The organism is Streptomyces luteireticuli, from assembly GCF_041519305.1.
Classification (GTDB): Bacteria; Actinomycetota; Actinomycetes; order Streptomycetales; family Streptomycetaceae; genus Streptomyces; species Streptomyces luteireticuli.
In genome coordinates this window covers 2921115-2933553 of sequence record NZ_CP167927.1, presented here as the reverse complement: position 1 = coordinate 2933553, position 12439 = coordinate 2921115, and the positions used below count along the sequence as shown (strand labels likewise).

Genomic DNA, 12439 nt, shown 5'->3' with positions numbered 1-12439 from the left:
GATGATGGAGACGTGCGTACACGCCACCATCGCCTGGACGGTGGCCGCCGGCGTCGCGACCTGCCGTCACTGCGGCACGCGCCGCTTCACCGCGTACGCCGCGCTGTGGCGCGACGTCCCGGGCCCGGCGGAGAGCGGACCGACGTCCGCTGGTACGGGGACGGGGCGGCTCCGCCGCCCGGCCTTCGCCCCCTTGCTCGGGGCGAAGGGAGGCCCGCGCAGCTCAGGCCGCGTCGCTGTGATGCGCGGTGAAGGCCACGCGGGTGCTGTCCTCGTCCAAGGAGATGTCGAGTGAAGCATCCAGCGCGCGGGCGAGTTTGGCCAGCAAGGGCAGGGTGGGTACGGTGTCGGACCCCTCGATGCGGGAGATTTTCGCCTGGGTGAGCCCGGCGAGTTCGGCGAGCTCGGCCTGGGTCAGTCCGAGTGCCGTGCGGCGGTCGTGGACGGCCTTGGCGAGGGCCATGGAGAGCCCGATCTCGTACCGGGCTTCGGCGACCTCGGCGGGTTCGCTGAAGCCCTCGCTGATCTTGCGGTCGCGGATGGTCTTCCATCGGCTGTGGGACATTCAGATCTCTCCTCTCCCGATGGTGCGGATGAACTCCTCGTGTGCGGGGCCGTGTTCGGCCATGCACGTCTTCTGTGCGAACTTCGCCCGTTGAATCTCGGCGTCCTCATGGGCCTTCGTCCCAGTCCCGGACCTCGGGTTCGATCTCGATCGCGTACAGACGGTTCACGCTCGGCACTGTATATGTCGTCAGCGACATATTGGAGGGACGCTCGGCCGGCCTCACCCGTACGAAGCACGTACGACGCGCAGACGTCCGGGGGCATGACCGCCCCCGTAGCCCGGCCGCCCGCTCAGCCGCCCCCGCCCGCGCGCTGGAACACCAACGACGGGCAGACATCGGGGTCATGGTCCTCGAAGAGGACGGGGGCGCCGTTGTCGCCGCCGATGCCGAGGTCCTTGACGGGGTCCCCGGCGGGGGCGTCGCGGAAGCGGAGGGTGAGCGTCGTGCCGGACGGGGCGGAGGGCCGGTCGGCGGACCAGGTTCCGGAGCCGTCGAGGCGCCGGGAGTCGCGGTAGTCCGGGGCCGAGTCCTTGAGCGGCCAGTTCTTCACGCGGAAGGTCCGCTCCGGGTAGGCGAGGGTGATCCGCATCCCGTCGGGGCCGGTGAACTCGCCGTGCAGGCTGGTCGGGGAGACGCCCGCGGAGGGCTTCGGGCAGCCGGAGGAGAGGGGGCCGCCGCCGACCCGGTTCATGACGCGCAGATAGCCCACCAGCAGGAGCAGCGCGAGGACGAGCGAGAAGACGGTGCCGCGGAGCACCGTGCCGTACATCCACCGCAGGGAACGCCGGACCGGGCCCGGGCCGTGACCGGAAACAGAGCGGGGCGCGCTCACGCCGTGTCCGCGTCCTTGAATTCCACCGGCGCCTCGAACGCCGCCCTCCGCGTCGCCCGGCGCAGGGCCTTGAGGACCGCCGGGCCCAGGAGCAGGGTCGCCACCGAGGTGACCGCCGCGCGCGGGAGGTCCCAACCCAGGCTCGTCGCCAGGCAGTACGCGGCGAAACGGGTCAAGTTCTCCGACAGGGGATCGCCGGGGACGAAGGAGATGCCGGAGGCCAGGGAGCCGATGTAGGGCCAGCCCTGGAGGTTCATGATCGTGCCGTAGCAGAAGGAGGCCACCGCGCCGTAGAGCGCGAGCACGGCCAACTCCGCGCGGCCGCGCAGTCGTTCCGGCAGCAGGCCCGCGCCCATCGACACCCAGCCCATCGCCAGCATCTGGAAGGGCATCCAGGGCCCGACGCCGCCGGTCAGCAGCGCCGAGGCGAACATGGAGAGGGAGCCGAGGACGAAGCCGAAGCCGGGGCCGAGGACGCGGCCGGAGAGGACCATGAGGAAGAACATGGGCTCGATGCCGGCCGTCCCCGCGCCCAGGGGGCGCAGCGCCGCGCCCGCCGCCGCGAGGACGCCGAGCATGGCGACGGCCTTGGCGCCCAGGCCGGTGTCGGCGATGGTGGCGACGACGACGGCGAGGAGCAGGGGGAGCAGCGCCGCGAAGAGCCAGGGCGCGTCCTGGGAGTGGGCCAGGCCGGAGGCGGAGCCGGCGAGGAGGGGCCAGCCGAAGGCGGCGACGCCGATGAGGGTGATGAGGGCGAGGGCCGCGACGGAGCGGGGGCCCAGGCGGATGGCCCGGGCCGTCATGACAGCGCCTCGCGGACCTGGGGGACGGTGAGCCAGGGGAGAGGGGCGAGGATCTTCGCGACCTGGGGGGCGAAGGCGGGGGAGGAGACGACGACGTCGGGCGTCGGGCCGTCGGCCACCGTCTCGCCCTCGGCCAGGACGACGACGCGGTGCGCGAGTTCGGCCGCGAGTTCCACGTCGTGCGTGGCCAGGACGATCGCGTGGCCCTCGGCGGCCAGCCCGCGCAGGGCCTCCACCAGGCGGGCCTTGGCCGCGTAGTCGAGGCCGCGGGTCGGCTCGTCGAGGAGGAGGAGCGGCGGGCGGGCGGTCAGGACGACCGCCAGGGCGAGGGCCAGGCGCTGGCCCTCGGAGAGGTCGCGGGGGTGGGTCGTGTCCGGGATGCCGGGGAGGAGGGAGGAGACGAGGGCGCGGCAGGTGCCGGGGGCCGCGGACGCGTCGGCGTCGGCGGCCGTGCACTCCGCGGCGACGGTGTCGGCGTAGAGCAGGTCGCGCGGGTCCTGCGGGACGAGGCCGACGTGGCGCAGCAGTTCGCGCGGGCCGGTGCGGTGCGGGGTCGCGCCGCCGGTCCGTACGGTGCCGCGCACCGGCTCGTGGAGGCCGACCAGGGTGCGCAGGAGCGTGGACTTGCCCGCGCCGTTGCGGCCCATGAGGGCGATGGTCTCGCCGGGGCGCACGGTGAGGGAGACGGCGCGCAGGGCGTCGACGCGGTCGTGCCGGACGGTCAGGTCCGTCACCTCGGCGGCGAGGGCGGGGTCTTCCGGAGCGCGGCGACGGCGGAGGAAGCCGCGGGAGGGGCGGGCGGGGGCGGCCCTCTCCACGGGAGCCGCGGTGGCGGGCGGGGCCGCGTCCGCCAGCCGTTCCCGCAGCGGCGCCGCCGCACGGCGCGCGTCGCGCACCGACAGCGGCAGCGGCGACCAGCCCGCGAGCCGGCCCAGGGCCACGACGGGCGGGTGGACGGGGGAGTGGGCCATGACCTCGGCCGGGGCGCCGGCGACCGGGGCCTCGCCGCGGCCGGGGAGCAGGACGACCTGGTCCGCGTACTGCACGACCCGCTCCAGCCGGTGCTCGGCGAGCAGCACGGTGGTGCCCAGGTCGTGGACGAGCCGCTGGAGCACCGCCAGCACCTCCTCCGCGGCGGCCGGGTCCAGCGCGGACGTCGGCTCGTCGAGGACGAGCACGCGGGGGTGCGTGGTGAGGACGGAGCCGATGGCCACGCGCTGCTGCTGGCCGCCGGAGAGGGTGGCGATCGGGCGGTCGCGCAGCTCGGCGAGGCCCAGCAGGTCCAGGGTCTCCTCGACGCGGCGGCGCATGGTGTCGGCGGGCAGGCCCAAGGACTCCATGCCGTAGGCGAGTTCGTCCTCGACGGTGTCGGTGACGAAGTGGGCGAGCGGGTCCTGGCCCACCGTGCCGACGACGTCGGCGAGTTCGCGCGGGCGGTGGGTGCGGGTGTCGCGGCCCGCGACGGTGACCCGGCCGCTCAGCGTGCCGCCGGTGAAGTGCGGGACGAGGCCGCTCACCGCGCCCAGGAGCGTGGACTTGCCGGCCCCGGACGGGCCGACGAGGAGGCACAACTCGCCCTCGGGGACGGTGAGGTCGACGCCCTGGAGCGCCGGGGCGCCGGCGCCGTCGTACGTCACCGACACCTGCTCGAAGCGGATCACGGAGTGCGGCTCCTTCGCGATGTCGGCGATGTCGGCGATGACGGCAGCGGGGCGGTGCGCTGTTCCGGTACGGAGGGGGACGGCGCGCCCGTCCCCGGCAGCAGCGCCGGGACCAGGCCGAGCAGCACCGACGCCGCGGGCCACAGCGGCAGTTCGGGCGCGGTCAGCGGGACGGCGGGCGGGTGCAGCGCCCCGGGCGCGTGCGTACCCGCCCAGATCATCAGGGCCGCCACCGCCGCGCCCGACCCGGAGACCAGCCAGGCGCGCGCGTCCCACCGGTCCGGGCGGTAGCGGGTACGGGCCGAACGGCGCCCGCCCAGGCGCAGCCCGGCCAGCGCGGCGAGGAGCCCGGCGGCCAGCAGGGGGGTGCCGTAGCCCGCTCCCTGGTCGGCGAGCAGTCCGTACGTACCGGCGCAGACGCCGAGCAGCCCGCCGAGGGTGAGGACGGACGTGGTGCGGCGCACGGCGGGCGGGACCTCGGCCGTACGGCCGTAGCCGCGGGCGTCCATCGCGGCCGCGAGCGCCACGGAACGCTCCAGCGCGCCCTCCAGCACGGGCAGCCCGACCTGGAGCAGGCCGCGGAATCCGCGGTCGGGGCGGCCGCGCAACCGGCGTGCGGCGCGCACCCGTTGGACGTCCGCGACGAGGTTGGGGGCGAAGGTCATGGCGACGACGACGGCGACGCCCGCCTCGTAGAGCGCGCCGGGAAGGGACTTGAGCAGCCGGGCGGGACTGGCGAGGGCGTTCGCGGCGCCGACGCAGGCGAGCAGGGCGGCCAGCTTGAACGCGTCGTAGAGCGCGAAGACGACGCCCTCGGCGGTGACGCGGCCGCCGAGCCGCACCCCCTGCGCCCAGTGCGGGAGCGGCACTTCGGGGAGCGTGAACAGGGTGTGCGTGCCGGGGATCGGGGAGCCGAGGAGGACGGCGAAGACCAGCCGCATCGCGATGACGGCCAGGCCCAGCTTGAGGAAGGCGGCGTACGAGCGGGACCGGGGGCCGGTGGCCGTGCGGCGGGCCGCGACGACATAGCCGGCGACGGCCACGAGCAGGGCGAGCAGCAGCGGGTTGGTGGTCCGCGAGGCGGCGGCGGCCAGGCCGAGCGCCCATATCCACCAGGCGCCGGCGTGCAGCGCCCCGGTCACCGGGCGCGCCGGCGGCGGGCCTGCCAGGCGGCGGCGCCACCGAGGACGACCACGGCGGCGATGCCGCCGATCAGGCCGGCGGAGGGGCCGCCTCCGTCGCTGTCCTTCTCGCTGTGCTCCTGTGCGTCCACCTGCTCGCCGCAGCCGGACTCCGGGTAGCCCGCGATGGCGCAGAGCAGCGCGGAGGAGTTGTAGCGCAGCGGCTTTGCGACGGCGGCCAGCGCGTCACCGGCGCTCGCGTCGCCGGGCAGTTGGGCGCAGGCCGTGCGGGCGGCGGGCGGGTGCTCGCCGCCGGGGGCGTCGGCGGGGGTGCCGAAGTCGAGGACGACGGCCACGCGCTTGCGGCCCTCCTCGGCGGGGGTGCGGGCGCACACGGCCGCGAAGTCCGGGGCCGTGCGCGGCTTCGCGGCGTCGGCGGAGTCCTTGCTGACCGCGAAGCGGAAGCCGACGGTCTCGCCGTCGCCGGGGCGGGCGAGGGACGGGCCCTGGGTGGCGTAGGTCCATCCCTTGCCGCCGCCGCCCTGCCAGAACGACCAGTAGCGGTAGCCGGCGGCCTGCGCGGGCGCGGCGGCGAACAGGACCGCCAGCAGGCCGGTGAGCAGGAGGACCGCGGTCGCCCGCGCCCGGGTCACTGCTTCTTCTTGCGGTTGCTGAAGAGGAAGCCGACGCCGACGGCGGCGACGAAGGCGACGGCCGCGAACCACCAGCCGCCGAACGAGCCCTTGTCGTCCTTCTTCTCCTCGTCCTCCGTGGCCTTCTCGACGGCCGCGGGCTTGGGGCCGGTCGCGTTGAGGGCCTCGACGAGGTCGGTGCCGCCGAAGTCGCGCGGGTCCGCGCCGGCCGCGCGGGCCGCGAGGACGAGCTTGGCCAGGCGGCCGGGGTCGCCCTTGCCGTTGTCGCCCTTGGCCCAGGCGGCGGTCTTGCTGTCCTTGGAGGACAGCCAGTCCAGCGCCTTGCCGGCGGCGTCGCGGTGGCCGCCGGCGGCGAGGGCGGTGACGGCGTCGGCCGTCACGCCGTAGTCCGGGCCCTTGGGGGCGCCGGGCATGGACGCCTCCAGGTGGTTGCCGGAGCCGGCGAGCTTCTTCGCCAGGTACGCGGCGGAGGCGCGGGCGGCGGCGGGGGCGTCCTTGGGCTTGCCGCCGGGGCAGTTCAGCGGCTGGACGTCCTTGTTCTCCTTCGCGTCCGCCGGGTCGACCAGGTAGCCCTTGCCGAGGGCGGCGGTCGTGGCGGAGACGGAGGCGAAGTTGTCGGCGTTCAGCTTGCCGTTCTGGGCCTGCCAGGCGAAGGCGCCGCGGTCGGCCTCGGCGGCGTCGCAGCCGAGCTGGAAGGTGAGGAGGGAGTCGAAGGGCGTCCTGCCGCCCTTCGACTCGACCTTCGCCGGGTCCTGCCCGGCGGCGGCGAACGCGCCGATCGCGGCGGCGGTGGAGTTGGCGTTGCTGGCGGCACCGGGGTTCATGCCCCAGCCGCCGTCCTCGTTCTGGTGCGACTTGAGCCAGTCGAGGCCCTTGGTGACCTGGGCGCCGCGCCCGCCGACCGCGGCCAGCGCCTGGACGGCCGCGGCCGTCTGGTCGGGGAACTCGTCCTTCGCCGGGTCGCAGGCCTTGCCGGTGTCGGCGCGGAAGCCGGGGAAGCCGCCGTCCTTGCACTGCTGGCCCGCCAGCCAGTCGACCGCCTTGGGGGCGGGGGTGACGCCGGTGGCGTGCTGGGCGAGGAAGGCGAGGGACTGGCGGAAGACCCCGTCGAACTTGGGGTCGGTGGACCCGTAGAGACCTGGGGCCGCCGGGGCGGAGGTGCCGCCGTCGGCTGCCGCTGCGGGGATCACGGCCGTGCTCAGGACGGCGGCGCCGGCGAGGGCCGCGGCGGCGCGGGTCGCGGCAGCGCGGGTCGCGCGGGTGCGGCGGCGGGCGTCGAGGGAGGGGGCCATGGGGTGGGGGTTGCCTCTCGGTGCTTCTTGCGGTGCTCTTGCGGGGTTCTGCCACTTTAGTCGGTGAGGGGGGAGGGGTGCCCCGGTCCCTCCCCCAGAGGGGGCACCCCCATTTCACCGTTTCTTCCGGGGCAAGCCCCGGGGCCCGCACCGCGGCTTCGCCGCGGTGAGCGGGGCTCCGCCCCCGCGAAAACGGTTTAGGGCGGGGCGGGGAGCAAACCCTCACGGCCGAATCAGGCCGCACACCGTCTCGATATCCACCCGCACCTGCGCAATCGACGCCCTCCCCGACAACCACGTGATCAGCACCGAGTGCCACGTGTGCTCAATCACCCGCACCACCGACAACTGCTCAGCCGTCGGCGGCCCACCCAGCCCCATCGCATCGAGGATGATCGTCGTCGTCAGCCGCGACACCGCGTCGACCTCCGCGCTGACCGAGCGGTCCGCGAAGGTCAGCGCGCGCACCATCGCGTCGGCCAGATGCGGTTCCCGCTGCATCGCGCGGAAGGCCCGCATCAGCGTGCCCGCGACGCGCGCCGACGGGTCCGCCTCCGTCGGCGGGCGCTTGCGCAGGGTGTCGTGGAGCTGCTCCAGCTGGTCCTGCATGGTCGCGACCAGCAGATGGATCTTGGAGGGGAAGTAGCGGTACAGCGTGCCGAGCGCGACGTTCGACGACTCCGCCACCGCCCGCATCTGCACCGCGTCGAACCCGCCCCGGCTCGCCAGCCGCGTCGTGGCGGACAGGATGCCGCGCCGCCGCGCCTCCTGGCGCTCCGTGGTGGGCGGAGGGCAGAGGGCGGGTCTCGGGGCTGCGGTCTTCTGTCCCACTTCGGTGCGTTCCTCTGCAGGCGGCGGCGGTCGACGGGCAGGCATCATGACAGGCGTGCGCCAGTGATGCGAATCACTGCAAGCCACTGGAACGTGTTTCAGGTTAACCGCCTTCGCGGCGGCCTCACATGGACGTCGCCGCCCGGATGCTCTCCCGCAGGGAGCCCACCGTCGCCAGCACCGCGCTCGGCTCGTACCCGCAGTGCGCCATGCAGTTGTCGCAGCGCGGGTCCTTGCCCCGGCCGTACTTCTCCCACTCGGTGGTGTCCAGCAGTTCCTGGTACGTGCTCGCGTACCCGTCCTCCATCAGGTAGCAGGGGCGCTGCCAGCCCTTGAGGTTGTAGAGCGGGATGCCCCACGGCGTGCAGGCGAAGTCCCGCTTGCCCTCCAGGAAGTCGAGGAAGAGGGCGGAGTGGTTGAAGCGCCATTTCCGCCGGTTGCCGCCCGCGAACGCCTTGCGGAACGTCTCGCGGGTCTGCTGGACGCCCAGGAAGCGGTCCTGGTCGGGCGCCTTCTCGTAGGCGTAACCGGGCGAGATCTGCATCCGGTCCACCTTGAGCTCGTCGTTGAGGAAGTCGAGGACGTCGATGATGTCCTGCGGGGTGTCCGTGTTGAAGAAGGTGCTGTTCGTATAGACCTGGAAGCCCTTGGACTTGGCCAGCCGGATGGCCTCCACGGCCTGGTCGAAGACGCCGTCCTTGCTGACCGATTCGTCGTGCCGCTCCTTGAGCCCGTCGATGTGCACCATCCACACGAAGTTCCGGTGGGGGCGGAACTTGTGGAGGTGCTTGGGCAGCAGCACCGCGTTGGTGCAGAGCAGCACGAACTTCTTCCGGGCCAGCAACTCCCGGACGATCACATGCATCTGGGGGTGCATGAGCGGTTCCCCGCCGGACAGCGCCACCATCGGCGCCCCGCACTCCTCGACCGCGCCGAGCGCCTGCTGGACGGGCATCCGCTGCTTGAGCGTCCCCGCCGGGTGTTGGATCTTGCCGCAGCCGGCGCACTTGAGGTTGCAGGCGAAGAGCGTCTCCACCTCGACCAGCAGCGGGAACTTCTCCCGCCGCCGCAGCTTCTGCTGGATCAGGTGCTTCCCGAGCTTGACTGACAGATGAAGCGGCAGGCTCATGCCCGTCTCCAGGTCGTCGTTTACGTCAGGTACGTCAGGTCGGCGTGAATCCCTTCCCGCGCGGCGCCCGGTGGACGCGTCGGCGCGCATCACAGCCTCATCACCCTTGTGCGACCCTTTCGCGCGCCGCATGCCGGGGTCCTTGTGACTTGTCGTGCTTTCCCTCCATTTCCGGCGATGGGAGGGTGGTGGAACTTGTTCTAGAGATTCCGGAGCGGTTACGCTCCCGCCGAACCAGCAGGACGAATTGGGGGCCGCGAGTGACCGCTGAGACCGCCCAGGCAGCCGGGCCGGGTCCGCGCACCGCGACGGCCTCCGCGCCGGACGGGCCGCTGCGCATCGCGCTGCTGTCCTACAAGGGCAACCCGTTCTGCGGCGGCCAGGGCGTCTACGTCCGCCACCTGTCCCGCGAGCTGGCCCGGCTGGGCCACCGCGTCGAGGTCATCGGTGCCCAGCCCTATCCCGTGCTGGATGGTGGGGCTACGTTTACCGAGCTGCCCAGCCTCGACCTCTACCGGCAGCCCGACCCGTTCCGCACCCCGAAGCGCGACGAGTACCGCGACTGGGTCGACGCGCTGGAGGTCGCCACGATGTGGACCGGCGGCTTCCCCGAGCCGCTGACCTTCTCGCTGCGCGCCCGGCGCCATCTCGCCGCCCGCCGCGGCGACTTCGACGTGGTGCACGACAACCAGACGCTGGGCTACGGCCTCCTCGCCGACCTGGGCGCCCCGCTGGTCACCACCGTCCACCACCCCGTCACCGTGGACCGGCGCCTGGAGCTGGAGGCCGCGGGGGACGACCGCAAGCGGAGGATGTCCGTCCGGCGCTGGTACGCCTTTACGCGCATGCAGGAGAAGGTGGCCCGCCGGCTGCCGCGGATCCTCACCGTCTCCGGCTCCTCGCGCCAGGAGATCGTCGACCACCTCGCGGTGCGCCCGGACCGCGTCCACGTGGTGCCGATAGGCGCCGACACCGACCTCTTCTCGCCCGACCCGTCCGTCCCGGTCGTCCCCGGCCGGATCGTCACCACCTCCAGCGCCGACGTTCCCCTCAAGGGCCTGGTGCACCTCGTCGAGGCGCTCGCCAAGGTCCGTACCGAGGTCCCCGGCGCGCACCTGGTCGTCGTCGGCAAGCGGGCGGACGACGGGCCGGTCGCCCGGGCCATCGAGCAGTACGGGCTCGACGGCGCCGTGGAGTTCGTCAAGGGCATCACCGACGCCGAGCTGGTGGACCTGGTCCGCAGCGCCCAGATCGCCTGCGTCCCCTCCCTCTACGAGGGCTTCTCGCTGCCCGCCGCCGAGGCCATGGCCACCGGCACCCCGCTGGTGGCCACCACCGGCGGGGCCATCCCCGAGGTCTCCGGGCCCGACGGCGAGACCTGCCTGGCCGTGCCGCCCGGCGACGCGGACGCCCTCGCCGGCGCGCTCAAGCGGCTCTTCGCGGACGAGGAACTGCGCCGCCGGCTCGGCGCGGCGGGCCGCGAGCGGGTGCTCGCCCGCTTCACCTGGCGGCAGGCGGCGATCGGCACCGCCGAGCACTACCGCGCCTCGATCGAACGCGCCGCGCGGGCGAGGGCCCTGGCCCGGGCGGGCGCCGGTCCGCTGCCGGTCCGCTCCTAGCACCGCCGCCACCCACCCACTCCGCCGGACGAAAGCAGACCTCCGCCGTGCTGACCGTCGATTTCTCCCGCTTCCCGCTCGCCCCCGGCGACCGCGTCCTCGACCTGGGCTGCGGCGCGGGCCGGCACGCCTTCGAGTGCTACCGGCGCGGCGCACAGGTGGTCGCCCTCGACCGCAACGGCGAGGAGATCCGCGAGGTCGCCAAGTGGTTCGCCGCGATGAAGGAGGCCGGGGAGGCCCCCGCGGGCGCCACCGCCACCGCCATGGAGGGCGACGCGCTGGCCCTGCCCTTCCCCGACGACAGCTTCGACGTCGTCATCATCTCCGAGGTCATGGAGCACATACCGGACGACAAGGGTGTACTCGCCGAAATGGTCCGGGTGTTGAAGCCCGGCGGCCGGATCGCCGTGACCGTGCCCCGCTACGGCCCGGAGAAGGTCTGCTGGACGCTCAGCGACGCCTACCACGAGGTCGAGGGCGGGCACATCCGCATCTACAAGGCGGACGAACTGCTGCGCAAGATGGAGGAGGCCGGGCTCAAGCCGTACGGCACCCACCACGCGCACGGACTGCACAGCCCCTACTGGTGGCTCAAGTGCGCGTTCGGCGTGGACAACGACAAGGCGCTGCCGGTCCGCGCCTACCACAAGCTGCTGGTCTGGGACATCATGAAGAAGCCGGCGGCGACGAGGATCGCCGAACAGGTCCTCAACCCGGTCATCGGCAAGAGCTTCGTCGCCTACGCCACCAAGCCGCACGAGCCCGCCGCGGACCGCGCGTGACCACGTCGGAACGGCGCATCGAGCGCCTCGCGCTCCCGGGCGTCCTCACCGCCGAGCAGACCGTCGCCACCGTCGCCGGCATCGCCGCCGGGCAGCGCGAGGACGGGGCCATACCGTGGTTCCGCGGCCACCACCTCGACCCCTGGGACCACGTCGAGGCCGCCATGGCCCTGGACACCGCCGGCGAGCACGGGCGCGCCGGGGCCGCCTACCGCTGGCTCGCCGAGCACCAGAACCCCGACGGCTCCTGGTACGCGGCCTACGCCGACGGCGACCACACCGCCCCCACCGACCGCGCCCGCGAGACCAACTTCACCGCCTACGTCGCCGTCGGCGTCTGGCACCACTACCTCTCCACCGGCGACGACGCCTTCCTCGACCGCATGTGGCCCGTCGTCTACGCGGCCGTCGAGTTCGTCCTCCAACTCCAGCAGCCCGGCGGGCAGATCGGCTGGAAGCGGGAGGCGGACGGCACCGACGTCACCGACGCGCTCCTCACCGGCTCGTCCTCCATCCACCAGGCGCTGCGCTGCGCCCTGGCGATCGCCGAGCACCGCGAGGAGCCCCAGCCCGACTGGGAGCTCGCGGCCGGGCTGCTGGCGCACGCGATACGCCGCCACCCCGAGCGCTTCCTCGACAAGAGCCGCTACTCGATGGACTGGTACTACCCGGTCCTCGGCGGCGCCCTCACCGGCGAGGAGGCCGCGGCGCGCCTGAAGGAGGACTGGGACCGCTTCGTCGTCCCGGGCCTCGGGGTCCGCTGCGTGGTGCCCAACCCCTGGGTGACCGGCGGCGAGAGCTGCGAACTGGCCCTCGCCCTCTGGGCGGTGGGCCAGTCGGACCGCGCGGTGGAGATCCTGCGCTGGATCCAGCGCCTGCGCGCGGACGACGGCATGTACTGGACGGGCTACGTCTTCGAGGACGACGCGATCTGGCCCGAGGAGCGCACCACCTGGACGGCCGGTTCCCTGCTGCTGGCCGTGGCCGCGCTCGGCGGCGACGAGGCGACCGCCGCGGTCTTCGGCGGCGAGAGGCTGCCGAGGGGGCTGGAACCGGACTGCTGCCCCTGACCGCCCGTGGCGCGTTTCCGCCCGTGGCCCGTTTTTGACGGTCCCGCGCCGGGGCGTTCCCCCGAACGGTGCCGTCC

The 12439-nt window shown here is 73.8% G+C and carries 13 protein-coding genes; 4 read left to right on the top strand and 9 right to left on the bottom strand.

Translation table 11 applies throughout. From position 1 onward, the window contains the following. The first annotated feature begins 1 nt into the window (after position 1). Positions 2 to 295: a DUF6255 family natural product biosynthesis protein gene (locus AB8735_RS12680; protein WP_372407281.1), complete on the top strand. Its 294-nt coding sequence runs from the start codon at positions 2 to 4 to the stop codon at positions 293 to 295. Here AB8735_RS12680 and AB8735_RS12675 read toward each other — a convergent pair. The 9 genes from AB8735_RS12675 to hpnH all read right to left on the bottom strand — a co-directional run bounded on the left by AB8735_RS12675 (position 224) and on the right by hpnH (position 8891). Next, the gene (locus AB8735_RS12675) at positions 224 to 565 is read right to left on the bottom strand and encodes a helix-turn-helix domain-containing protein (protein WP_372407278.1); all 342 of its coding nucleotides are present in this window, start codon (positions 563 to 565) and stop codon (positions 224 to 226) included. The genes AB8735_RS12680 and AB8735_RS12675 overlap by 72 nt on opposite strands. A gap of 293 nt (positions 566 to 858) precedes the next feature. Continuing rightward, entirely contained in the window at positions 859 to 1338 is a 480-nt protein-coding gene (locus tag AB8735_RS12670) for a hypothetical protein (protein ID WP_372407275.1), read from the bottom strand. A gap of 59 nt (positions 1339 to 1397) precedes the next feature. Further along, on the bottom strand, positions 1398 to 2204 hold the full coding sequence (locus AB8735_RS12665) for an ECF transporter S component (protein WP_372407273.1): 807 nt from the start codon (positions 2202 to 2204) through the stop codon (positions 1398 to 1400). Continuing rightward, positions 2201 to 3865: an ABC transporter ATP-binding protein gene (locus AB8735_RS12660; RefSeq protein WP_372407272.1), complete on the bottom strand. Its 1665-nt coding sequence runs from the start codon at positions 3863 to 3865 to the stop codon at positions 2201 to 2203. The genes AB8735_RS12665 and AB8735_RS12660 overlap by 4 nt, the downstream gene beginning before the upstream one ends. Then, positions 3862 to 5034 carry an energy-coupling factor transporter transmembrane component T gene (locus AB8735_RS12655; RefSeq protein ID WP_372411834.1) on the bottom strand — a complete coding sequence of 391 codons (1173 nt, stop codon included), beginning with the start codon at positions 5032 to 5034 and terminating at the stop codon, positions 3862 to 3864. Before AB8735_RS12655 ends, AB8735_RS12660 begins: the two co-directional genes overlap by 4 nt. Continuing rightward, positions 5004 to 5639 carry an SCO2322 family protein gene (locus AB8735_RS12650; RefSeq protein ID WP_372407271.1) on the bottom strand — a complete coding sequence of 212 codons (636 nt, stop codon included), beginning with the start codon at positions 5637 to 5639 and terminating at the stop codon, positions 5004 to 5006. Before AB8735_RS12650 ends, AB8735_RS12655 begins: the two co-directional genes overlap by 31 nt. Then, positions 5636 to 6931: a prenyltransferase/squalene oxidase repeat-containing protein gene (locus tag AB8735_RS12645; RefSeq protein ID WP_372407269.1), complete on the bottom strand. Its 1296-nt coding sequence runs from the start codon at positions 6929 to 6931 to the stop codon at positions 5636 to 5638. Before AB8735_RS12645 ends, AB8735_RS12650 begins: the two co-directional genes overlap by 4 nt. Before the next feature lie 222 nt (positions 6932 to 7153). Further along, the gene (locus tag AB8735_RS12640) at positions 7154 to 7762 is read right to left on the bottom strand and encodes a TetR family transcriptional regulator (protein WP_344032525.1); all 609 of its coding nucleotides are present in this window, start codon (positions 7760 to 7762) and stop codon (positions 7154 to 7156) included. Between the two features lie 124 nt (positions 7763 to 7886). Then, a complete protein-coding gene (gene hpnH, locus AB8735_RS12635) occupies positions 7887 to 8891 on the bottom strand; it encodes an adenosyl-hopene transferase HpnH (RefSeq protein ID WP_344032527.1) in 1005 nt (334 codons plus the stop codon). Between the two features lie 260 nt (positions 8892 to 9151). Here hpnH and AB8735_RS12630 point away from each other — a divergent pair, with 260 nt between their 5' ends. Genes AB8735_RS12630 through AB8735_RS12620 form a run of 3 tightly spaced genes read left to right on the top strand, consistent with a single transcriptional unit; the run spans position 9152 to position 12362 of the window. Beyond that, positions 9152 to 10510: a glycosyltransferase family 4 protein gene (locus AB8735_RS12630; RefSeq protein WP_372407267.1), complete on the top strand. Its 1359-nt coding sequence runs from the start codon at positions 9152 to 9154 to the stop codon at positions 10508 to 10510. Between the two features lie 47 nt (positions 10511 to 10557). After that, a complete protein-coding gene (locus AB8735_RS12625) occupies positions 10558 to 11292 on the top strand; it encodes a class I SAM-dependent methyltransferase (protein ID WP_344032530.1) in 735 nt (244 codons plus the stop codon). Further along, on the top strand, positions 11289 to 12362 hold the full coding sequence (locus AB8735_RS12620; RefSeq protein ID WP_344032532.1) for a prenyltransferase: 1074 nt from the start codon (positions 11289 to 11291) through the stop codon (positions 12360 to 12362). Before AB8735_RS12625 ends, AB8735_RS12620 begins: the two co-directional genes overlap by 4 nt. Positions 12363 to 12439 lie beyond the last annotated feature (77 nt).